This window comes from Dietzia massiliensis (genome assembly GCF_018390595.1).
In the GTDB taxonomy this organism is placed as follows: Bacteria; Actinomycetota; Actinomycetes; order Mycobacteriales; family Mycobacteriaceae; genus Dietzia; species Dietzia massiliensis.
The window spans coordinates 42,433-64,814 of the sequence record NZ_JAHBAV010000012.1 but is presented as its reverse complement, the minus strand read 5'-3'; the positions used below and the strand labels follow the sequence as shown (position 1 = coordinate 64,814).

Genomic DNA, 22,382 nt, shown 5'->3' with positions numbered 1-22,382 from the left:
CCCTCCTGTAGTGACGACCGCCGCGCCCAGTCTCCCACACGACTCAGGCCAGACCGCGTACCGTCCGCGCAGGTCGGCGGGTGCCCACGATCGACGCGACCATCTCCAGAGCGCGCAGCGTGCCCGGCACGTCGTGCGTGCGGAACACCCGCGCGCCGAGGTAGGCGGCGACCGAGGTGGCCGCCAGCGTGCCCTCCGCCCGGTCGTCGACCCCGGCGTCCAGGGTCTCGCCGATGAAGTCCTTGTTGCTCAGCGCCATGAGCACGGGGTGGCCCACCGCCACGATCTCGTCCATCCGCCTGAGCAGCTCGAGACCGTGGAAGGTGTTCTTGCCGAAGTCGTGGGTCGGGTCGATGAGGACGCCGTCGGCCGGCACCCCGGCGGCCAACGCGCGCTCGGCCGCGGACGTGAGCTCCTCGACGACGTCACGGACCACGTCGGCGTATCCCACGCGGAACGGGCGCGTCCGCGGCACCGCGCCGCCGGTGTGCGAGCACACGAAGCCCGCGCCGGCCTCCCCGGCCGCGGCGAGCACCCCGGGGTCGTGGCCCGCCCACGTGTCGTTGACCAGGTCCGCGCCGGCCGCGAGCGCGCGTCGCGCCACCTCACCGCGCCATGTGTCCACCGAGATGAACACGTCGGGGTGCCGCCCGCGCACCGCCTCGACGAACGGCACGACCCGGCGGGTCTCCTCCTCGGCGTCGACGAGGTCCCCCGGCCCGGCCTTGACGCCGCCGATGTCGAGAATGTCCGCCCGCGCCGCCACGACCTCGTCGACGCGGCGCATCGCCGCGGAGTCGGTGAACGTCGCGCCGCGGTCGTAGAACGAGTCGGGCGTGCGGTTGACGATCGCCATGACCAGGGGACGGTCCACCGGGACCGGCCGCCCGCAGAGGGTGGGAGCCGCGACCGGCCGCGGGGCAGGGCCGGGCGGGGTCACCTGCGCCCTCCACAGGCGTCGAGAGCGGCGTCGAGGTCCTCGCGCACCACGAGGCACTCCAGCGCCTCCGGCTTGACCAGCCCGGCCTCCGCCAGCCCGTCGACCCAGTCGAGCAGCGGGCGGTAGAAGCCGATGGGGTCGTAGAGCACGACCGGCTTGTAGTGGAACCCCAGCGAGGCAGAGGTCCACATCTCGAACATCTCCTCCATGGTCCCGATCCCCCCGGGCAGGGTGAGGAACGCGTCGGAGCGCTCCTCCATCTCCCGCTTGCGTTCCCGCATGGTGGTGACGACGACGAGCTCGTCGGCCGCCGTGTCGGCGACCTCCCGCACCCGCAGCCCCTCGGGGATCACACCGACCGTCCGGGCGCCGCCCGCGCGTGCCGCCTCGGCCAGCGCACCCATCATGGAGACGTTGCCGCCGCCCGAGACCAGCGACCACCCCCGACGGGCGATCGCGTCACCGACCTCGGTCGCGATCTCCAGCAGGCGCGGGTCGTAGGTCGAGGACGCGCAGTAGACGCACACCCGACGGTTCGGGACCGGCGCCATCAGCGCTCGACCCCCCGGTGCTCCTCGCCGATGAGGTCCTCCCGCTGCTCGGATGTCAGCGCGGCCCGGTGGTGCGCCTCGCGGATGAACTCCACCGCCTCGGGCACCGAGTCGGTCACGAGGAACAGCTCGAGGTCGGACGCCGAGATCATCCCCTGTTCGGCCAGCGTGCCGCGGATCCAGTCCACCAGCGGCGACCAGAAGTCCACGCCCAACAACACGATCGGGAACCGGGTGATCTTGTCCGTCTGGACCAGGGTGATGGCCTCGAAGAACTCGTCGAGGGTGCCGAATCCGCCCGGCGTGCACACGAACGCCTGCGTGTACTTGACGAACATCGTCTTGCGGATGAAGAAGTACCGGAAGTGCAGACCGAGGTCGACCCACCGGTTCATGCCCTGCTCGTGGGGCAGCTCGATGCCCAGTCCGACCGACTGCCCGTCGGCCTCCCACGCGCCCTTGTTGGCGGCCTCCATCTGGCCCGGGCCGCCGCCGGTCACCACCGCGTAGCCCGCCTCGGACAGTGCGCGGCCCAGTTCCACCGCCTGCTCGTAGGCGGGGTCGCCGGGACGGGTGCGGGCCGAGCCGAACACGCTGACGGCGTCCTTCAGTTCCGCCAGCGCGCCGAAGCCGTTGACGAACTCGCTCTGTATGCGCAGCACCCGCCACGGATCGGTGTGCAGCCAGTCGGTGTCCTGGTTCTTGTCCAGCAGCCGCTGGTCGGTCGTCGTGCGCCCGCCGTCCTTCTCCCGACGGACGAGGACGGGTCCACGCATGTGGACCGGGTCGTTGGGGGCCATGGCCGTGTCTCCTTCTGTGGTCTGGTGTGTCGGGCGGCGGCGCGGGGGCCCGGGCTCGGGCAGGGCCCGGGGCCGTCTCAGCCCGAGGTGGTGAGGTAGTCGCGCAGCGTCCGGGTCACCTCGGTGATCTGGACGGCGGGACAATGCTCATCGCGCTTGTGCGCCAGCCCGGGGTCGCCGGGTCCGAGGTTGACCGCCGGGATACCCAGTGCGGCGAACCGGGACACGTCGGTCCAGCCGTACTTGGCGCGGACCCGCCCGCCGGCCGCCCGGACGAGGTCCGCCGCGGCGGGGGCGCTCAGGCCCGGCAGCGCGCCCGGCGACAGGTCGGTCAGCTCCCAGTACAGACCCGGCTCGGTCGGCGGGACCTCTCCGGTCTCCACCCGCGGGAACCCGGCGAGTCCGAGGGCGTCGAGCGCGTGCGCGAGGGCGGCGTCCGTGTCGCGGTCCGGGGCCGAACGGAAGTTGACGTCGAGCCAGGCCTCGTCCGGCACGGTGTTGCCGGCGACGCCCGCCGACATCCGCACCGCCTGCAGCCCCTCCCGGTAGACGCAGCCGTCGATGTCCACCGACCGGGCCTCGTACGCGGCGAGTGCGGCGAGCACCGGCGCGAGGCGGTGCACCGCGTTGTCGCCCAGCCAGCTGCGCGCCGAGTGTGCGCGCACGCCGCGACCGTGGACCCGGATCCGCAGGGTCCCCTGACACCCGGCCTCGATCAGTCCGCCGGTGGGCTCCCCGAGGATCGCGACGTCCCCGCCCAGCCAGTCGCGGTGGCTGCGTTCGAGGTGACCGAGGCCGTTGGCCGTCGCCTCGATCTCCTCGCAGTCGTAGAGCACGAGGGTGAGGTCGTGGGCCAGGTCCTCACTGTCCGCCAGTAGCGCGAACAGGTGGAGGAACACCGCGTCGCCTGATTTCATGTCGACCGTCCCGCAGCCGTGCAGGATCCGCTCGTCTGCCTCGCCGGTGATCCGGCACGGGACGTTGTCGGCGAGCGGCACCGTGTCGAGGTGCCCGGCCAGCACGACCCGGGACGGCAGCCCGCGTCGGGTTCGGGCGAGCACCCGGTTGCCGTCGCGGATCACCTCCGTCCGCCCCGCGGCAGGGCCGGTGAAGGCCGCGACGGTCGACTCGAGCGCGGCGTGTACGGCTGTGGCGATCGCGTCCTCCTGCCGCGAGGGGCTGGGGATGTCGACCAGGGCGCGGGTGAGGTCGACCGGGTCGGCGGTCAGATCGAGGGCGGCGGTCACGGTCTCCACCCTAGTTGCCCGGGCCGGTGCGCGACTCGACCGTGACCGGTGTGGGTCCGGGCGGACCGCTAGCATCGGGGCCATGAGTGCACATGGAGCCGTGGCCACCGGAATCGCCACCCTGACGTCCGACCACACCGTCCTCGACGTGTGGTACCCCGAGCCGGAGCTGGGCGCCGCCTCCTCGAGCGGTCACACCGTCCTGTCCGGCGACGAGGTGCCCGCCGAGCTCGCGTCCCTGATCGGGCCGGACGAGGACCGCGGCGTCGAGCGGGTGGCCGTGCGGGTCGAGATCTCCGACCTCACCGAACCCCCGGCGGACGCCTACGACGCCTACCTCCGCCTGCACCTGATCAGCCATCGCCTCATCCGGCCGCACTTCGCCAACATGGACGGCCTGTTCGGCAAGCTCACCAACGTCGTGTGGACGAACTTCGGCCCCTGCGCCGTCCCGGGCTTCGAGCTGGTCCGGGCCAAGCTCCGTGCCCGCGGCCCGGTGACCGTGTACGGGGTGGACAAGTTCCCGCGCATGGTGGACTACGTGGTCCCGTCGGGCGTGCGGATCGCCGACGCCGACCGCGTCCGCCTCGGCGCGCACCTGGCCGAGGGCACCACCGTCATGCACGAGGGCTTCGTCAACTTCAACGCCGGGACGCTGGGCGCGTCGATGGTCGAGGGCCGCATCTCCGCGGGCGTCGTCGTCGGTGCGGACTCGGATGTCGGCGGCGGGGCCTCCATCATGGGCACCCTCTCCGGGGGCGGCAAGGAGACCATCTCGATCGGCGAGCGCTGCCTCCTCGGCGCCAACTCGGGCGTCGGCATCTCGCTCGGTGACGACTGCGTGGTGGAGGCCGGCCTCTACGTGACCGCCGGCACGAAGGTGGACGTCCGCGCCGGGGCCTGGGCGGAGCGCGAGCCGGTCAAGGCCGGGCAGCTGTCCGGGATGGACAACCTGCTGTTCCGTCGCAACTCCGTCTCCGGTGCGGTCGAGGCCGTGCCGTGGAAGCGCGAGGGCGTCGAGCTCAACGCGGACCTGCACGCCAACGACTGAGACCCGTCCAGCAACGAGAAGACGGTTCCGCACACCCCCACTCGGGCGATGTGTGCGGAACCGTCTTTTCGATGTGCGGTGGGGGGACGAGGGGCCCGAGCCGGGCGGCGCCGCGCCGGGCGGCGGACCGTGCGAGCGGGCGCCCGGAAGCCGGTCAGGCCAGCCGGCGCACGGCCTCGTCGACGGTCACGTCCGTGGCCGTGAGCGCGATGCGCACGTGTCGCGCGCCGGCGGGACCGTAGAACTCGCCCGGGGCGACCAGTACGCCGCGCTCGGCGAACCAGTCCACCGTGTCCCGGCAGGGCTCGTCGCGGGTCGCCCACAGGTAGAGCCCGGCCTCGGAGTGGTCGATCCGGAAGCCGGCGGCCTCCACGGCGGGCCGCAGACGCGCGCGGCGGGCCCGGTACCGCTCGCGCTGTTCGTTCTCGTGGGCGTCGTCGGACAACGCCGCGGCCGTGGCGGACTGCACGGGCAGCGGCATCATCATCCCGGCGTGCTTGCGCACCTCGAGCAGCTCGGCGACCAGGCCGGGGTCACCGGCGACGAACCCGGCGCGGTAGGACGCGAGGTTCGAGGTCTTGGACAGCGAGTGCAGTGCGAGGAGACCGGTGTGGTCGCCGTCGCAGACACGCGAATCGAGGATCGAGGGCGCCTCGCCCTCCCACACCAGTCCGAGGTAACACTCGTCGGAGGCCACGATCACGCCGCGGTCGCGGGCCCAGCCGACCACCTTGCGCAGGTGGTCCACGCCGAGCACCTTGCCACTGGGGTTCGACGGTGAGTTGAGGTACAGCAACGTCGGCGAGGACGGGCCGAGCTGCATGAGCGAGTCGGCGCGAACCACCGTGGCCCCCGCCAGCAGTGCGCCGACCTCATAGGTCGGGTAGGCGACCTCGGGCACGACGACCGAGTGGCCCGGCCCCAGTCCGAGCTGGGCGGGCAGGCCCGCGATGAGTTCTTTTGTGCCGATCGCCGGTAGCACGGCGTCGGGAGTGAGCCCCGTGACGCCGTACCGGCGCTCCAGCGCATCAACCGCGGCCCGCCGCAGAGCGGGGGTGCCGACGGTCGTGGGGTACCCGGGCCGGTCCGAGCCTGCGGCGAGCGCCTCGCGGATCACCGGGGCGACCGGATCCACGGGCGTACCGACGGTGAGGTCGACGAGACCGTCCGGGTGGGCGGAGGCGCGCGAGCGGGCGTCCGAGAGGGTGTCCCAGGGGAACACCGGGAGCGCGCGCCCGGGCGGTCGACGCTCCGGGCGCGACACCACCGGGGTCACTCCTGGTTCATGGGCGGGAGCGCCTTGACCATCGGGTGGTCGTAGTCGACCTTGCCGACCTTGGCCGCGCCGCCCGGCGATCCGAGCTCGACGAAGAAGTCCGCGTTCGCGGCGTTGTACTCGGTCCACTCGTCCGGGACGTCGTCCTCGTAGAAGATGGCCTCCACGGGGCAGACCGGCTCACACGCCCCGCAGTCGACGCACTCGTCGGGGTGGATGTACAACATCCGTCCACCCTCGTAGATGCAGTCGACAGGACACTCCTCGACGCAGGACTTGTCCATCACGTCGACGCACGGCTCTGCGATCGTGTAGGTCACGTCAGCCACCTTCCTCGTAGCGGTATGACCTGAATGGTATGTCACAGGCCACGCGGATGCGGAAGCCGCCCCGCGAGCCGATCGACCTATGTGACGACGGTCACCCCGACGGGTCGGTGGGCGGGTCCGTAGACGGTGTCGCGACGGCGGGCCGGGCGGCCGATCCCGGTGGCGATCTCCTCGATCTCCTCCGGCGACTTGGCCGAGCCGTTCTCCGCCCCCGCCATCCGTGAGATGGTCTCCTCCATGAGCGTGCCGCCCAGGTCGTCGGCGCCCGACCGCAGCATCGTCCGCGTGCCCGCGACACCGAGCTTGACCCAGCTGGTCTGGACGTGGTCGATGGCCCCGTGCAGCATGATCCGGGCCAGGGCGTGCACCGCCACGTTCTCCTCGCGCGTCGGCCCCGGGCGGGCGGCCCCGGCCAGGTAGAGCGGCGCGCTGCGGTGAACGAAGGGCAGCGGCACGAACTCGGTGAACCCGCCGGTCCGCTCCTGGATGCCGCGCAGGGTCCGCAGGTGCGCCACCCAGTGGCGCGGGGTGTCGACGTGGCCGTACATCATGGTCGAGCTCGACCGCAAGCCCACCTCGTGCGCGGTGGTGACGATGTCGATCCACTCGGCGGCGGGCAGCTTGCCCTTGGTGAGGACCCAGCGGACCTCGTCGTCGAGGATCTCCGCGGCGGTGCCCGGGATGGTGTCGAGACCGGCGGCCCGCAGCTCGGTGAGCCACTCGCGCACGCCGACGCCCGAGCGCGACGCGCCGTTGGAGATCTCCATGGGGCTGAAGGCGTGGACGTGCATCGACGGCACGCGCTCCTTGACCGCGCGGACGAGATCGGCGTAGCCGGACACGGGCAGGTCGGGGTCGATCCCGCCCTGCATGCACACCTCGGACGCCCCGGTGACGTACGCCTCGTACGCGCGGTCGGCGACCTCCGCGGCGGAGAGCGAGAAGGCGTCCGCGTCACCCTTGCGCTGGGCGAACGCACAGAACCGGCAGCCGGTGTAGCAGATGTTGGAGAAGTTGATGTTCCGGTTGACCACGTAGGTGACGATCTCCCCCACCACGTCGGCGCGGATCCGGTCGGCGAGCCCGGCCACCGCCGCGAGGCCGTCCCCCGTGGCGGTGGCCAGCGCGAGGTACTGCTCGTCGGTGAGACCGGCGGGGTCCGCCTCGGCCGCCCGCAGCGCCGCGAGGACCTCGGAGTCCGCCCGCTCGGGAGTCAGGGCCGCCGCCCCCAGCTCCGCGGCGCGGGCCCGGATGACGTCCCAGTTGCCGAACGCCTCGCCGATGTCGGACCGGGTGTCCGTGTTGCGGCCCTCGGAGTCGATCGCCGTGTGCAGATCGGTCCGTCCGCTCGAGTCCCAGTCGTCGTCCGGCTCCTGCCAGGGCCGCCCCTGGGGCTGCACCACCTCGTCGTCGTCCCCCACCCGGGCCAGCCCCGTGACCGGGTCCGTCAGGGCGCGGACGTGGCCCGCCACCCTCGGGTCGATCCACGCGTCGCCGGCGCCGACGTAGCGCGGATGCGCGGTGAGGCGCTCGGTGAGCGCCCACCCCCGCGCGGCGAGGTCGGCGGTGAGCTCATCCAGGTGCGGCCACGGCCGCTCGGGGTTGACGTGGTCGGGGGTCAGCGGCGAGATGCCACCCAGGTCGTCCACTCCTGCGTCGATGAGCGCCAGCACGTCGCCGCGGTCGACGAGGTTGGGCGGCGCCTGCACGGCCACGCGCGGCCCCAGCACGAGACGCGCCACGGCGATCGCGGCGAGGAACTCGTCCCGGCCGGCGTCGTCGGCCGAGCGCATCGCGGTGTCGGGCTTGGCGCGGAAGTTCTGGACGATCACCTCCTGCAGGTGCCCGAACTCGCGCGCGAGCCCGGCCAGCGCCAGCAGGCTCTCGGCGCGCTCGGTGCGGTTCTCCCCGATTCCCACGAGGATTCCCGAGGTGAACGGCACCGCGAGGCGGCCGGCGTCGGTGAGGGTCCGCAGCCGCACGGCCGGGTCCTTGTCGGGGCTGCCGTGGTGGGCGGCGCCCGGGGTGGTGAACAGGCGGGTCGCGGTGGTCTCGAGCATCATGCCCATCGACGGCGCGACGGGCTTGAGACGCGACAGCTCCGCCCAGCTCATGACGCCGGGGTTGAGGTGTGGCAGCAGTCCGGTCTCCTCGAGCACGCGGATCGCCATGGCGCGCACGTAGTCCAGCGTGGAGGAGAAGCCGCGCGACTCGAGCCACTCCCGCGCCTCGGGCCACCGGTCCTCGGGCCGGTCCCCCAGGGTGAACAGCGCCTCCTTGCAGCCGGCCTCCGCGCCGCGGCGGCACAGCTCGACGACCTCGTCGGGGTCGAGGAACATCCCCTCGCCGGCCGCGCGGAGCTTGCCCGGCACGGTGACGAACGTGCAGTAGTGGCATCGGTCGCGGCACAGGCGGGTGAGCGGGACGAAGACCTTGCGCGAGTAGGTCACCACGCCGGCGCGGCCCTCGTCTGCCAGGCGCGCGTCCCGGCGGGCGGCGGCCAGTGCCATCAGGCGGTCCAGGTCCTCGCCCCGCGCGGCCAGCAGCACCGCGGCCTCGGTCACGTCGAGCGTGAGGCCGTCGGAGGCGCGGCGCAGGGCGCGGCGCATGGCCGACGGCGTGGGGTGGGGATCGGCGGGCGGCACGGCGGGATCCATACCCGGGATGATGCCCCACCGCTGTGGCGGCGCGAGCGGAGCGGTGCTCCAACGGTGGTCACGGGCTTACCGGCGCCCCGCTGGCGTTACTGTTGTCGCCATGCCCGATCACGCAGTGCCCCTCCGCACGAACGGGGACCCCCTGGTCTCCTCCGCGGCGCCCGGACAGGGGGGCGCCCACGCGCTCCGCGAGCCCCGTCCGGCCGACGGTGGCTCCCCCGACGCCGCGCTGGACACCGGCGACGCCCTGCTCACCTCCAACCGGGTGCTGGTGACCGCGCCGCGGCACCGTATCGAGAAGCGCACCGCGTTGCTGTTCGTGATCGAGGGGATCTGGTCGTGGGCGGTCCTCGCGGGCCTGCAGGTCGCCTGGTTCTACTGGGGTGACAACGTCATGGGCTTCTGGAACTGGGTCGCCCTGGGCGTGACGGTGCCGTTCGCGTTCATGGGCATCGTCGTGGCCCCGTGGTGGCGCTACCTCGTCGCGCGGTGGGACGTGTCGGACACGGCGGTGTGCTCGCGCCAGGGGTGGTGGACCACCCAGTTCCGCATCGCGCCGCTGGCACGACTGCAGAGCGTGTACACCACGCGGACGCTGTTCGAGCGGTGGTTCGGCCTCGCGACGGTCAACGCGTCCACCGCCTCGGCGCAGGGGACGGTGCAGATCCGCGGCCTGAACCTCGCGGACGCCGAGGCGCTGGCGCAGCACCTCATCGCGATCGCCAACCTGGACGCGGGGGACGGGACGTGAGCGGGTCGGTGACCGCGCCCGGCGCGGGGGGACGACCTGACGGCGACGACGACGAGGGCCGCTCCACCGTCGACACCGCCACCGCACCGGAGGCCGGACCGGCGGAGGAGGTCCTGGCGGCCGACGAACCCGCGGTGGCGGAGAAGGTCGACCCCGAGGCGCCGTGGGAGCGCCTCTCGTGGCGCATGCTGCTCGTCTATCCCCTCGGGATGCTCACCAGGCTCCTGCCGCTGTTCCTCATCTCCCTCTGGCTGGGCTCCAACCGGAGCAACTACTGGTTCGAGATCGTCATCGTCTCGATGGTGATCCTCGGTGGCGTGCTGCGGTGGCTCTCGACCAGCTACCAGGTCGGCAGCACGCACATCATCCTGCGCAAGGGCTTCTTCAGCCGCCAGGTCGTCACGGTGGCCCGGCAACGGATCCGCAGCGTGGACACCGAGTCCGACCTGTTCCACCGGGTCCTGAGGGTCTCGATCGTGGAGGTGGGCACCGGCCGCGCGGACTCGGGAAAGTCCGACGCCGAGCGGTTCCGACTGGACGCGATCGACACGGCGCTCGTGGAGCCGCTGCGCGACGAGCTGCTCAAGCACCGGCGTGCGCTGGACCCGTCCCTCTCCGAGGAGGACGAGGTGCAGTGGGGGTCCAAGTACGGCGAGGACATCGCGCAGTGGAAGGTCACGTGGGCCCGGTTCGCGCCGTTCTCCTTCATCGGGTTCGGCGTCCTGTTCTCCCTGTGGCTCATCACGTGGCAGATGGGCGACATGCACGACCGGATCATGGACCTCGCGGTGGTCGAGGGCACCATCGCCTGGCTGGACTCGCTGGGGCAGCCGTGGGCGTTCGTGGGCAAGGGCATCGCCATCTGGGCGGTCGCCGGCGTGCTCGCGATCATCACGTACGCGATCCGCTACGGCAAGTACGCGCTCACCGACCACGGCCAGCTGCTCTACGTGCAGAACGGCGTCCTGCGCCGTAAGCACCAGGCGCTGGACAAGGCCCGGCTGCGCGGCGTGGAGATGCGTCTGCCGGTGTACCTGCGGATGCTCGGGGGCGGCCGCCTCGAGCCGATCATGACGGGCACCAAGAAGGGCGCCACGGCGTCCACGCTGCTGCCGCAGGCGCCGATCAAGGACGTGCGCCGCGTGGCGATCCGCATCCTCGGGGATTCGACGCCCGTGACCGTCCCGCTGCGTCGTCACCCGTGGAAGGCGGCGCGGCGTCGCATCACGCGCGGCCTGCTGCCCTTCTGGATCGTCGCGGGATTGATCGTGCTCGTGCGGATCGACTCCGGCCCGTCCGCCGACATCTGGGTGGAGTGGGGCATCCCGGCCGCGCTCGTGTTCTTCCTGCTGCTCGCGGCGGACCGCATCCGCATGCTCGGGCACGCGCTGCTGCCGGGGATGCTGGTCACCTCGCACGGGTCGTGGACCGCCAAGCGGACGGTCCTCGAGGCCGACGGGATCATCGGCTGGACCGTCACCCAGTCGGTCTTCCAGCGTTCGGCGGGCGTGGCGACGGTGGCTGCGGCGACCCCGGCCGGCAACGGTGTCTACTCCGTGATGGACATCGACGCCGACGAGGCGTGGGCGCTGGCCGAGGCGCTGACGCCGGGAATCACCGACGTCTGGCACCACGACACCGACCCGGGCGTCCGCGTGTCACCGTCGCTGGGGGTCCGGCGCGGGTGAGACCCGCAGGGTGGCCACCCACAGCGGGATGAGGCCGCCGAAGACCAGCAGCGCCAGTCCGCGCAGGCCGACGGGCACCGGCATGTCGCCGCCCGGGCCCAGGTCGAGCGCGACGAGCGTGAGGATCCACACCAGGGCGGGGAACGCCGCGACGATCCTCCGGTCCGACCACGTCGAGGCGACGCGGACGAGGAACAGAGACCAGGCGCCGGCCGCCAGCACGCTGACGGGCATCGGCACGGGGCCCAGGTACATCGTCAGCCAGGCCGAGGCCAGCACGCAGCTGGTCGCCGCGGCGATCGCCAGGAGCACCAGGGCGATCCCGAACTCCACCGCCGAGGCGGGCCGGGCCGGGCGGGCCGGGTCGGTGGCCGTGGGCACGGCGGCCGCACCGGCCGCAGCGGTCACGACGCGTCCCCGCGGAGGCCGTCGAACAGGTGGGCCGAGCCGGGCTGGCATCTGACGTAGGGCCCGTCGTCGCCGGACCGGTCGTGGGCGATGTACCACTCCACCTGCGGGACGGGCTGCAGGACGCCGTTGGTCAAGGCGAGGAACCACGGCTCCCCCTCGGGCCCGGGCCCGGGCACGAGCTCGAGCTGGGTGGCGTGCCCGGTGAGGGCCTCCAGCTTGGCGGCGTAGTCCGCGTCGTCCAGCGGGACGCGGTGGGTGAGGCGCGAGTCCGGCACAGACGGCAGTTCGTCCGGTTCGGCGTGACGGAGGTGGGCGGGCGGCTCGGGGTGCGTTCGGTCGAGCTCGGAGCGCGCGGTGACGGTCCACGCCACGCGGTCGGGCCGGTGGGCGGACTCCTCGACCGCGGCGTGCACCACCTCGTGGGCCCGGATGTGGTCCGGGTGTCCGTACCCGCCACGGGGGTCGTAGGTCACCACGAGGTGGGGCCGGAAGTCGTCGAGGATCGCCGCCAGCTCGGCGACGGCCTCGTCACCGGACCGGACGAACGCGCGAGGGTGGCCGGCCGACGGCGTGCCCGCCATCCCCGAGTCCCGCCAGCAGCCGGCCCCGCCGAGGAACCGGGTGCGGTCCACGCCGAGCCCGCGCAGCGCGATCCCCAGTTCCCCGATCCGGTACCCGCCCAACTGGTCGGCGCGGTCGGCGACGAGCCCGGACAACGCGTCTCCGATGACCTCCCCCTCCTCGCCGAGGGTGCAGGTGATCACGCGGACCTCGGCGCCGGCCGCGACCAGCGCGGCGATCGTGCCACCGGTGGTGATCGCCTCGTCGTCGGGATGGGCGTGCACGAACAGGGCGCGCAGCCCGTCCGCGGCCGGGGTCGCGGGCGTCGGGGTCATCCGGTCCTCCTCCAGGTGGGTGCGGTGTCGAAGACGTCGGTGACCGGCCGCGTGACCTGTGCCCCGCCGTCCGGGTCGGCGCCGGGGTCGGTACCGGGTCCGCTCACGTCGACCCCGTCGGTGGCCAGCAGCAGGGTGGGGCGCACGAGCGGCACCCGCAGCGCCAGGTCAGCGACACGTTCTCCCGCGGCGACCAGATCGGGTGTGGCCGTCGGCGCCGACGCGTCCCCGCCGGACACGCCCAACGCCCGGTCGAGCACGGGGTCGCAGATCCCGGAGACGTCGGAGGCGCGGGCGGTGGCGTCCCGGCCGATCGTCCGGGGCGGGGTGGTAGGCGTGGTGCTGGTCGCTCCGGCGCTGGCACTCGTGTCGGTGGTACGGCGCTGGCGGCTCCGGCCGGTGTCCGGCTCGGGCGGTGACAGGCTCGGCACGGTCGTGCGGGGCCGGGACGGTGTCGTGGTCGCCTCCTCCGACGTGGCCGAGCCGGACGTGGACGCGGACGCGGACGCCCCCGATCCCGGTCGGGGAGCGGCCGGGGCGCAGGCGAAGCGGGAGACGGCGGCGAGCTCCGGCTGCCCGTCGGTGCTCTGCCAGCCGACGACGGCGTCGACCAGACCGTGCGGCAACGCGTCGGCGTACAGAGCCGTCGACCCGAGTTCCCACACCCGGGCGCCGATCCCGGCGCCGCGCAGCTGGTCGGCGACGGAGTACGCGGCGGTCACGGCGCGGTCGTCGGTGGCCTCGACGCCGAGCGTGAGGGAGAGCGGGACCTCGTCGCGCTGCCAGCGCGGACCGGTCAGGGCGAAACCGGCCCCCGTCAGCGCGCGTTCGGTCAGCGCGGGATCGGCGGTCGTGGTCACGGCGGACCCGGCCGGGAAAGGATGGGATGTCACCTCGGGCCGCGCCTCCCCCGTGACGACCCGCCCGATCACCTGCGGGTCGAGAGCGGCGGCGACGGCGCGACGGACCGCGGGTTCGGACACGGTCGGGGCGACGGTGTTGAACGCCAGCTCCAGCTGGGCGGTGCCGGCCAACGGCGTGCCCGTCACCCCGGGGACGGTCTCGGAGACGTCCGTGGCCACCGGCGTCGCGGAGACCAGGGCCATCGACCCCGGACCGTCACGCAGGGCCGCCCCGAGTTGGCCGGGGCCGGTGGCGCGGCGGACGACGATCTGCTCGATCTCCGGGGCTCCGGCCCAGTAGCGGTCGTTGCGGACGAACTCGATCTCGCCACGGCCGATGTCGGCCGCACGGATCATGAACGGCCCCGCGCTCATGACCGGCAGCGCCTCCATCGAGCCCTGGAAACCGTCGGGGGCGCCCTTGAGGATGTGCGCGGGCAGCAGGTGCTGGAAGAGCGACCGCCAGTGCGCGGGTACGGACTCGAAGACGACGTCGACGACCTTGCCTCCGGCGCCGGAGCGTACGTCGACGATCCGCTCGTAACCGGCGGGGTCGACGACGCCGGGCTGACCGGTCATCTGCCGCCACAGGTACTCGAAGTCCTCGGCCGCCACGGGGACGCCATCGGACCACTGGGCCTGCTGGTCGATGGTGTAACGGATGGTCTCCGGGGCGTCCGGCAGCGGTGTCGCGGACAACAGCAGGTCACGGTTGAGGACGGGCTCGCCGTCGACGCCGGGGACGAACGCGCTGGGGAGCAGCAGCGAGGCGACGAGGTCGGTGTCCACGCCCTGGTCGGCGAGGAGGTGCGGGTTGAAACCCTCCTCGACCCGGTCGAGCGCGAGGAGGATGCCGCCGTCCGTGAGGCTGACGGTGGTGCCGTCGGTGCGGTCGTCACCCACGACCGTCGGGGGCGGGGGGTCGGCGACGCACCCGGCGACGACGACGAGGGCGAGCGCAGCGCCCAGCGTGGCAGATGCCCGCCGGCGCGCCGACGCCCCCTTCGCCGTCACCGGTCCCCCGTCAGTTGGCCGAGGCCTTGTCGCGCGACTTGGCCTTGCTGCGGGCCTTGGCCCGCTCGGTCGCCGTGAGCGCGACCTTGCGCACGCGGATCGCGTCCGGGCCGACCTCGACGCACTCGTCGCCGGCGCAGAACTCCATGGCCTCCTCGAGCGAGAGGTTGCGGTGCTTCTGCAGCGTCTCGGTGGCGTCGGAGGTCGCCGACCGCATGTTGGTGAGCTTCTTCTCCTTGGTGATGTTGACGTCCATGTCCTCGGAGCGCGGGTTCTCACCCACGACGACGCCCTCGTACACCTCGGAGCCGGGCTCGATGAAGAAGTCGCCGCGGTCGGCCAGGCCGAGCAGCGCGAACGCGGTGGCCTTGCCGGCGCGGTCGGCCACGAGCGAGCCGGTGTGTCGCGAGCGGATCTCCCCGACCCACGGCTCGTAGCCGGCGGAGACGGAGTTGGCGATGCCGGAGCCGCGCGTCTCGGTCATGAAGGTGGTGCGGAAGCCGATGAGGCCGCGGGCCGGGACGAGGAACTCCATCCGGACCCATCCGGTGCCGTGGTTGCTCATCTGCTCCATGCGGCCCTTGCGGGCGGCCATGAGCTGGGTGACCGCGCCGAGGTACTCCTCGGGCACGTCGATGGTCATGTGCTCCATCGGCTCGTGGACCTTGCCGTCGATACGCTTGGTGACTACCTGCGGCTTGCCCACGGTGAGCTCGAAGCCCTCGCGGCGCATCGTCTCGACGAGGATGGACAGCGCCATCTCGCCACGACCCTGCACCTCCCAGTCGTCGGGGCGCTCGGTGTCGAGCACCTTGAGGGAGACGTTGCCCACGAGCTCCTGGTCGAGACGTGCCTTGACCATCCGAGCGGTGAGCTTGGTGCCGCCGTTGCGGCCGGCGAGCGGGGACGTGTTGACGCCGATGGTCATCGAGATGGCGGGCTCGTCGACGGTGATTGCGGGCAGCGCGACCGGGTTCTCCGGGTCGGCGAGGGTGTCGCCGATCATGATGTCGCTGATGCCGGCGACCGCGACGATGTCGCCGGCCACGGCCTCCTCGGTGGGGACCCGCTCGACGCCCTCGGTCGCGAGGAGCTCGGAGATCCGGACCGACTTGGTCTCCGTCCCGCCGTCCGGCAGGTGGTGGATCCACGCGACCTGCTGGCCCTTGCGCAGACGACCGTTGTGGATGCGGACCAGGCCGATGCGGCCCAGGAAGTTGGACGCGTCGAGGTTGGTCACGTGTGCCTGCAGCGGCGCGTCGGCGTCGCCGCGGGGGGCGGGGATGACGTCGTAGAGCAGCGTGAAGAAGTCGTCCAGGTTCTCCGCGTCGGGCTCCTGGCCGTTGGCCGGCTGGGTGGTCGAGGCCTTGCCGGCACGCCCGGAGGCGAACACGACCGGCAGCTCGAGGGCGCGCTCGGCGGCGGCCTGGGCGTCGGGGTCCTCGAGATCCGAGGCGAGGTCCAGCAGGAGGTCCTGGGCCTCCTCGACGACCTCGTCGATGCGGGCGTCCGGGCGGTCGGTCTTGTTGACCACGATGATCACCGGCAGCGAGGCGGCGAGCGCCTTGCGCAAGACGAAGCGGGTCTGGGGCAGGGGCCCCTCGGACGAGTCGATGAGCAGCACGACGCCGTCGACCATCGACAGGCCGCGCTCGACCTCTCCGCCGAAGTCGGCGTGGCCGGGGGTGTCGATGATGTTGAGGACGAGGTCAGCACCGCCGGAGCCCGCGCCCGGGCGGCGGACGGCGGTGTTCTTCGCGAGGATCGTGATCCCCTTCTCGCGCTCCAGATCCCCCGAGTCCATCACGCGGTCCACGAGCTCGGCGCGTTCGTCGAACGCGCCCGACTGACGCAGCATCGCGTCGACGAGGGTCGTCTTACCGTGGTCGACGTGCGCGACGATCGCGACGTTACGGAACTCGGTCTGGGCCATACGCTGGGTTCTCCCTCGGAGGCTTTCGGCGCCGAGGCGGCTGAGGTCACCGCCGGGGCGCGTGGCGTGGGAATCGGCGGGGTCTCCCGCGTGATCCACAAGCGCGTCCGGTCGAGCGCGCGTTGCGTGACCACATTACCCGCTGATCGGCTCCGGACCGCTATCTCGAGCTCCGGTGCCACCACCCGGGACCTGCGATGTTATTTACATCACGTATAACTTCTGTAACATCAGCCCCAGTCAGCTCGCCGTTCCGGCTCCGCCTGTCCCCGATACGGGGGCGCTGTGAGAACATCTAGCGGTCGCCCGGTCGGCCGCCGACCGGTCCGCCCGCCCCTGCCGAAGAATGGACTCGCCAGTGACCCGCCACTCGCTCAGGACCTCGTTCCGGACCCTCGGTCTCGGCGCCGCCGCCGCCGTCGTGCTGGGGCTCGCCGCTCCCGCCACCGCCGGTGCACAGTCACTCGACGAGCTGGGGCGCCCGACCGAGCCCGTTCTCCAGGCGGTCGAGAACCTCGCCGCGCAGCAGTGGATCCCCGAGGAGACCCGGGGCACCATCGCCCGTCTCGTCGGCTTCTTCCGCGGCACCGGCGAGCCCGGCACGCCGCTGCCCGAGAACGGCCCGGTCATCGCGCAGTTCGCCTACCCGACGATCATGCAGCAGTGCATCGGCGGCGAGCAGACCGCCGTGGGCGCCGCGACCGCGGTCCCCGGCCCCGCGGATCTCCCGCTGCCCGGCGTCGCGCCCGGCCATCTCGGCTTCATCTTCACCGCCCTGGGCACCGAGGGCGTCGCCGCCCAGCAGGCCCAGCCCATGACCGTGGACTGGTTCAACATCAACAACGGTCGCCGCGGCACCACCGTGCTGGGCTACAACGGCATCAACGAGGGCGGACCGGCCACGATCAACGGGGTCGCCGACACCGGCCCCGGGCAGGTTCTCATGCTCCTGCAGGGCGGGGTCACCACGAACCTCGAGAACGGCGGGACCTCCAACTGCGTCGCCTTCCCCACCGTGGGGACCGCGTTCGTCCCGTGACCGGCGGGGGTACGGGGCCAGATCGGCCCGGACACGACCCGGACCAGGCACTGACCGAGGCCCGCCTCGCCCTCTCGGGCGGCGGGCCTCTGGTCGTGCTGACGGGCGCCGGCATGAGCGCGGAGAGCGGTGTGCCCACGTTCCGCGACGCGCAGACCGGGCTGTGGGAGCGCTACGACCCCACCGCCCTGGCCACCCCGGAGGCGTGGTCGCGCGACCGCGACACGGTCTGGGCCTGGTACCGCTGGCGCGAGCACCTCGTCTCCCGTGCGCAGCCGAACGCCGGTCACCTCGCGGTGTCCCGCGCGCAGGCCCGGCGCGACGTCACGGTGGTCACCCAGAACGTCGACGATCTGCACGAGCGCGCCGGCTCACGGCGCGTGCACCACGTCCACGGGAGCCTCTTCGCCCACCGGTGCGACACCTGCGGGTCACCGCTGGACGTCGGTCCCCCGCCGGCCGACCCGGTCGACCGGCTCACCCCGCCGGGCTGCGACCGCTGCGGCGGCCGGGCGCGCCCCGGGGTCGTATGGTTCGGCGAGATGCTCCCGCGCGAGCCCTGGGAGGCCGCCGTCGACGCGGTCACCTCGGCCGAGGCGGTCCTCGTCGTCGGCACCTCCGGCCTGGTCCATCCCGCGGCGTCCCTCCCCGGTCTCGCCGCCGACGCCGGGCTCCCGGTCGTCGAGGTGAACCCCGGGCCGTCCGGCCTCGGCCCCGAGGTGTCCGTCCACGTGCGCGCCTCGGCCGGGCGGTCCCTCCCCGCGCTGCTCGATCCCTGATCGTCGGCCGCACGCTCTTCCCTCCGCACATCGGCTCGCGATTCCACCGCCGTCGCGCGATCGTCGCGCTAGCGTGACCGGAACGGGACCTCACTCCCGCGGCCCCGTGTCCCCGCTACCGCGGAATGGCCAGAAGATCACCACATGTCCGATACGTCCCCGACCGCCCCGTCCACGCCACTAGCCCCGTCCGCCGACGCGCCGACCACGCCACCCGCGACGCCGCCGATCAGCGCCGTTATCGCCGCAGAGGTCGTCGGCACCTTCTGGCTCGTCCTCGGCGGATGTGGCACCGCCGTGTTCGCGGCGGTGCAGATCGCCACGGCCGACACCCTGGACGTTCCCGTGGGCGTCGGATACCTCGGTGTGGCCATCGCGTTCGGGCTCACCGTCCTCACCGGTGCCTACGCCTTCGGTCACATCTCAGGCGCGCACTTCAACCCGGCGGTGACCGTCGGCGCCGCGGTCGCCGGCCGTCTGCCCTGGTCCCGAACGCCGGTCTACATCGTCAGTCAGGTCGTCGGCGGGCTCGTCGCGGGCGCGGTGATCCTCGCGGTCGCCAGCGGTAAGGACGGGTTCGAGGCGACCGGGCGGATGGCCGCCAACGGTTACGGAGCGAACTCCCCCGACGGCTACGGGCTCCTCTCGGCCCTGCTCATCGAGATCGTCCTCACGGCGGTCTTCGTGTGGGTCATCCTCGGCTCCACCGATCGCCGGGCCCCTGCCGGCTTCGCGCCCGCGGCCATCGGTCTCACCCTCACGCTCATCCACCTCATCTCCATCCCGATCACCAACACCTCGGTGAACCCGGCACGGTCCACCGCCGTCGCGTTCTTCAACGGGGACGGCGCTCCCGGTCAGCTGTGGCTGTTCTGGGTGGCTCCGATCGCGGGTGCCCTCATCGCCGGAGCACTGTACGGCCCGCTGTTCGGCGAGCGCGACCGGAGCACGGCGCGCTGACGCCGCTCAGCGGGCCGGACAGCGGGGCCGGTCAGCGCCGCGGTTCGTCGCGGTGCGAACCTCCCCGTAGTTTGTCGACGATCGTCGGCCGATCACCGGTGCCTGTGGCCGGGCCGGTCGGGTCGGCGGGGTCGACGGGGCCGGCGGCCTGGTCGGCGCGGTCTCCGGACATGCCCGGCCCCCGGTCCGCGGACGCGCGCGGTTCGGTGGCCGGGTGGTCGTCGGCCCTGGCGTGACGCCCGCCGACGCCCGCGGAGCCACCGGTGGTCACTCCGTCGCCCCGAACGCCACGGCCACCATTGCCGCCGTCACCGTCGAGGTCATCGGCGCGGTGCCGCGGGTCGAGCTTCTCGGCGGTCTGCTCCATACGACTGACGTCCCGCTTCTGCTCGTCCAGGGCGCCACGGTGCTTCTCCGCGTCCGCTCGCAGGCGTTCCGCTTCGGCGGCTTTGGCCTGCGCCTCCTGCTCCGCGGCGCCGGCCCGGTGCTCCTGCTCGCGGGCGACGGCGTCCTGCCGCTCGAGCTGGCGTTCGCGATCCCGGGCGTCGCGGCGGAGTTCCGCGGCCTCGGTGAGCTTCCTACGGTTGTTGTTCTTCGCTGCCAGGGCGATGAGCGCGATGACGACGATCAACGCGATCACCCCGATGACGACCCAGACCATGGGGTCCACGGCTGCCTCCCTCGTTGCGGGGTCGGATGATCCTGGAACGTAACCCCGGCGCGGCACCGCTGCCACCGGAGGCCGCCAATACGGGTATCAGCTCAACGCCGGGACGACCTCTCGCTCGAACAGCTCGAGGCCAGAGGTGTCGGTCGCGATCTCCGGGAAGTAGAAGATGCCGTAGCCCATGCCCAGGTCCCGCAGCGCGGTGAGCTTCTCGACGATCTGCTCGGGCGTCCCGACGCCGGGCAGGCCCCGGTACGCCCCCAGCTGACGATCCGCCTCGTCCGCGCCCACGTGACGGGCCATGCGGTCGCGCAGTGACGCCAGCCGGTCGGCGACCTCCTTCTCCGTCTCGCCGATGGCCACGTTGTAGTTGGCCGTCATGGTGATCTCCGACGGGTCGCGGCCCAGGTCCGCGCAGTGCCCTCGCAGGACCTCCGCCTTGTGGGCGAAACCGTCGGGGGTGCCGTCGAAGTTCGTGTAGTCGGCGTACCGGGCGGCGATCCGCAGGGTCTTGCGCTCTCCCCCGCCCGCGACCCAGACGGGGATGCCGCCCGGCTGCAGCGGCCGCGGCTGCACGATCGCCCCGTCCACCCGGTAGTGCTCGCCCTCGAGGGAGACGACGCCCTGCGCCCACGCCTCACGCATGATGCGCACGCCCTCGTCGAGCATCCCCAGACGGTCACCGGCGGACGGGAAGCCGTATCCGTACGCGCGCCACTCGTGTTCGTACCACCCCGCGCCGATCCCCATCTCGACCCGGCCACCGGAGATGTGGTCGACGGTCGCGGCGATCTTCGCGAGCAGCACCGGGTTGCGGTACCCGAGACACGTGCACATCTGGCCGAGCCGCACCCGCGAGGTCACCGCGCCGAGCGCCGACATCAGGCTCCACGCCTCGTGGGTCGCCTCGGACGAGGTCAGGGGCGAGGTGTGCATGTGGTCGTAGACCCAGACCGACTCCCACGGGCCGGCGTCGGCGCGGGCGGCGAGATCGGAGATCACGGGCCAGTGGCGGTCGGCCGGCACGTCGACCAGATCGAGGCGCCAGCCCTGGGGCAGGAAGAGACCGAATCGCATGGCACGAGCGTAGCGCCGCGCCGGCCGTCCCGGCGGGATCGAGCCGGCAGGTCCCGACCCACCCGGCGTCCGGCCCACGTCAGACGCTGGAGTCCTCGTCGTCGTCGGGCGGATCCAGCTCCCCCGCCTCCAGCGTGAAGCCGGACGGCCGTGCGCCGTCGGGCGCGGAGCCCAACAGCGCCACCCGCACCGTGGACTCGTCGGCGCCCGGCTGCGGCTCCCCGATGCGCGCGTCGGCCGGCACCTCGACCCCGGCGTCGACGACCGCGGTCTCCACCCGCGCCCCGGAACGCACGATGGCGCCGGGCAGGATCACACTGTCGCGGACCCGCGCGCCCTCCTCGACGACGGCTCCGGGGCCGATGACCGAATGCTCCACGACGCCACCCACGATCGCGCCGTGACCGACCAGCGACGTCGTCACCCGGGCCGCCGGGCCTGTCCTGGCCGGTCCGCTGAACGCCGAGGCGGTCCGCAACGTCCAGCCCGGGACGTCGAGCTCGTGCACGGGGGGCTCGCCGAGCAGATCCATGTGCCCCGCCCAGTAGGACTCGACGGTGCCCACGTCGCGCCAGTACTCGTCGTGCCGCCACTCCCGGGCCCGCCCGGCACCGACCATCGCCGGAAGGACGTTGTCGCCGATGTCGCCCATGTCGGCGTCGCCCCCGTCGTCGCTGTCGGCGGCGGCGTCCGCGTGCGCCTTCTCGAGGTAGCGGATGAGGGCAGCGGTGTCGAAGGCGAAGATCTCCGCGCAGATGAGGTCGGTGGCCGGCTCGTCGGGCTTGTACGCGTAGTCGGTGATCGTGCCGTCGTCCGACACGCGGACCACGCCGTACCGGCCCGCGTCCTCCGGGTCGACGCGGGTGGTGACCATCGTGACCTCGGCGTCGGATTCCAGGTGGTCGCGGACCAGCCGGTCGTAGTCGAGGCGGTACACCGCGTCGGCACTGAGCACGACGGTCACCTCCGGGCCGGCCTCACGCAGCGGCTCGACCTGCTTCCACAGCGCGTCGGCCGTCCCCGAGTGGAACCCGTCGCGGCCGGTGCCCTGCGACGGGTGCAGCACGAGCAGTCCCCCGCCCAGACGATCGAGATCCCACGGGCGGCCGCTGCGCAGGTGTGAGCCAAGCGATACCGGGTGAAACTGCTGGACCACCCAGACGTCTCTCAGCCCCGAGTTGGCCGCGTTGCTCAACGAGAAGTCGATGAGTTGGTACCCGCCGCCGTAGGGCACGGCCGGCTTGGCCCTGTCCCGGGTGAGAGCGCGGAGGCGGGATCCCGCGCCACCAGCGAGGACGATCGTGACCACGGACAACGGTGCCATGTGAGGGCTCCTTTCCGGGCGGGAGGGGAAACCCGACCCCGTCTGAGAACGACACTGTAACCGGAGCGGGAGCGCTCACCCACTGGTCGC

Annotated in this window: 20 protein-coding genes; 6 read left to right on the top strand and 14 right to left on the bottom strand. The window is 72.7% G+C overall.

What is annotated here, in order from left to right; genetic code table 11:
• Nucleotides 1-43: 43 nt before the first annotated feature.
• From folP to dapE, 4 genes are all read right to left on the bottom strand, one after another.
• Entirely contained in the window at nucleotides 44-856 is an 813-nt protein-coding gene (gene folP / locus KHA85_RS05260; protein ID WP_236885222.1) for a dihydropteroate synthase, read from the bottom strand.
• Between the two features lie 80 nt (nucleotides 857-936).
• On the bottom strand, nucleotides 937-1,491 hold the full coding sequence (locus tag KHA85_RS05255) for an LOG family protein (RefSeq protein WP_213185024.1): 555 nt from the start codon (nucleotides 1,489-1,491) through the stop codon (nucleotides 937-939).
• On the bottom strand, nucleotides 1,491-2,291 hold the full coding sequence (locus KHA85_RS05250; protein ID WP_007632561.1) for an LOG family protein: 801 nt from the start codon (nucleotides 2,289-2,291) through the stop codon (nucleotides 1,491-1,493). The genes KHA85_RS05255 and KHA85_RS05250 overlap by 1 nt, the downstream gene beginning before the upstream one ends.
• A 77-nt stretch (nucleotides 2,292-2,368) precedes the next feature.
• Complete coding sequence (dapE, locus tag KHA85_RS05245; RefSeq protein ID WP_213185023.1) at nucleotides 2,369-3,538, bottom strand: succinyl-diaminopimelate desuccinylase; 1,170 nt, start codon at nucleotides 3,536-3,538, stop codon at nucleotides 2,369-2,371.
• 82 nt (nucleotides 3,539-3,620) lie between these two features.
• On the opposite strand from dapE, the gene dapD reads away from it, so the two are divergent.
• Nucleotides 3,621-4,589 (top strand): 2,3,4,5-tetrahydropyridine-2,6-dicarboxylate N-succinyltransferase, encoded by a 969-nt coding sequence (gene dapD, locus KHA85_RS05240; RefSeq protein ID WP_043568527.1) that lies wholly within the window; start codon nucleotides 3,621-3,623, stop codon nucleotides 4,587-4,589.
• Nucleotides 4,590-4,743: 154 nt separating this feature from the next.
• On the opposite strand, the gene dapC is transcribed toward dapD, so the two are convergent.
• The 3 genes from dapC to KHA85_RS05225 form a co-directional block, all read right to left on the bottom strand.
• Nucleotides 4,744-5,856, bottom strand: coding sequence for a succinyldiaminopimelate transaminase (dapC, locus tag KHA85_RS05235; protein ID WP_308936863.1), 1,113 nt, complete (start codon nucleotides 5,854-5,856; stop codon nucleotides 4,744-4,746).
• Between the two features lie 5 nt (nucleotides 5,857-5,861).
• Nucleotides 5,862-6,185, bottom strand: a complete 324-nt coding sequence (gene fdxA / locus KHA85_RS05230) for a ferredoxin (RefSeq protein ID WP_067718452.1) — start codon at nucleotides 6,183-6,185, stop codon at nucleotides 5,862-5,864.
• Between the two features lie 86 nt (nucleotides 6,186-6,271).
• Nucleotides 6,272-8,851: a bifunctional FO biosynthesis protein CofGH gene (locus tag KHA85_RS05225; RefSeq protein ID WP_213185022.1), complete on the bottom strand. Its 2,580-nt coding sequence runs from the start codon at nucleotides 8,849-8,851 to the stop codon at nucleotides 6,272-6,274.
• 100 nt (nucleotides 8,852-8,951) lie between these two features.
• Between KHA85_RS05225 and KHA85_RS05220 the strand changes: the two genes are divergently transcribed.
• Together KHA85_RS05220 and KHA85_RS05215 are read left to right on the top strand one after the other, a co-directional pair.
• A complete protein-coding gene (locus KHA85_RS05220; protein ID WP_213185021.1) occupies nucleotides 8,952-9,602 on the top strand; it encodes a PH domain-containing protein in 651 nt (216 codons plus the stop codon).
• Entirely contained in the window at nucleotides 9,599-11,290 is a 1,692-nt protein-coding gene (locus KHA85_RS05215) for a PH domain-containing protein (protein WP_308936862.1), read from the top strand. The genes KHA85_RS05220 and KHA85_RS05215 overlap by 4 nt, the downstream gene beginning before the upstream one ends.
• Here the strand turns inward: KHA85_RS05215 and KHA85_RS05210 are convergent.
• From KHA85_RS05210 to typA, 4 genes are read right to left on the bottom strand one after another with little or no spacing between them, the layout of a single operon-like run.
• A complete protein-coding gene (locus tag KHA85_RS05210; RefSeq protein WP_308936861.1) occupies nucleotides 11,261-11,698 on the bottom strand; it encodes a hypothetical protein in 438 nt (145 codons plus the stop codon). The two genes, KHA85_RS05215 and KHA85_RS05210, sit on opposite strands and share 30 nt — an antisense overlap.
• Nucleotides 11,695-12,597: an N-acetyl-1-D-myo-inositol-2-amino-2-deoxy-alpha-D-glucopyranoside deacetylase gene (mshB, locus tag KHA85_RS05205; RefSeq protein WP_213185020.1), complete on the bottom strand. Its 903-nt coding sequence runs from the start codon at nucleotides 12,595-12,597 to the stop codon at nucleotides 11,695-11,697. The genes KHA85_RS05210 and mshB overlap by 4 nt, the downstream gene beginning before the upstream one ends.
• Complete coding sequence (locus KHA85_RS05200) at nucleotides 12,594-14,513, bottom strand: ABC transporter substrate-binding protein (RefSeq protein WP_213185019.1); 1,920 nt, start codon at nucleotides 14,511-14,513, stop codon at nucleotides 12,594-12,596. The genes mshB and KHA85_RS05200 overlap by 4 nt, the downstream gene beginning before the upstream one ends.
• Before the next feature lie 10 nt (nucleotides 14,514-14,523).
• Nucleotides 14,524-16,446, bottom strand: coding sequence for a translational GTPase TypA (gene typA, locus KHA85_RS05195; RefSeq protein ID WP_213185018.1), 1,923 nt, complete (start codon nucleotides 16,444-16,446; stop codon nucleotides 14,524-14,526).
• Between the two features lie 358 nt (nucleotides 16,447-16,804).
• On the opposite strand from typA, the gene KHA85_RS05190 reads away from it, so the two are divergent.
• The 3 genes from KHA85_RS05190 (at nucleotide 16,805) to aqpZ (ending at nucleotide 19,224) form a co-directional block, all read left to right on the top strand.
• A complete protein-coding gene (locus KHA85_RS05190) occupies nucleotides 16,805-17,485 on the top strand; it encodes an Rv1157c family protein (protein ID WP_213185017.1) in 681 nt (226 codons plus the stop codon).
• The gene (locus tag KHA85_RS05185) at nucleotides 17,482-18,264 is read left to right on the top strand and encodes an SIR2 family NAD-dependent protein deacylase (protein WP_213185016.1); all 783 of its coding nucleotides are present in this window, start codon (nucleotides 17,482-17,484) and stop codon (nucleotides 18,262-18,264) included. Before KHA85_RS05190 ends, KHA85_RS05185 begins: the two co-directional genes overlap by 4 nt.
• A 144-nt stretch (nucleotides 18,265-18,408) precedes the next feature.
• Nucleotides 18,409-19,224, top strand: a complete 816-nt coding sequence (gene aqpZ, locus KHA85_RS05180; RefSeq protein ID WP_213185015.1) for an aquaporin Z — start codon at nucleotides 18,409-18,411, stop codon at nucleotides 19,222-19,224.
• Between the two features lie 31 nt (nucleotides 19,225-19,255).
• Here the strand turns inward: aqpZ and KHA85_RS05175 are convergent, their stop codons facing one another.
• From KHA85_RS05175 to KHA85_RS05165, 3 genes are all read right to left on the bottom strand, one after another.
• Entirely contained in the window at nucleotides 19,256-19,894 is a 639-nt protein-coding gene (locus tag KHA85_RS05175; protein WP_213185014.1) for a hypothetical protein, read from the bottom strand.
• 87 nt (nucleotides 19,895-19,981) lie between these two features.
• Complete coding sequence (locus tag KHA85_RS05170; RefSeq protein ID WP_213185013.1) at nucleotides 19,982-20,968, bottom strand: LLM class F420-dependent oxidoreductase; 987 nt, start codon at nucleotides 20,966-20,968, stop codon at nucleotides 19,982-19,984.
• Between the two features lie 79 nt (nucleotides 20,969-21,047).
• Nucleotides 21,048-22,292 (bottom strand): glucose-1-phosphate adenylyltransferase family protein, encoded by a 1,245-nt coding sequence (locus KHA85_RS05165; protein ID WP_213185012.1) that lies wholly within the window; start codon nucleotides 22,290-22,292, stop codon nucleotides 21,048-21,050.
• Between the last annotated feature and the right edge of the window lie 90 nt (nucleotides 22,293-22,382).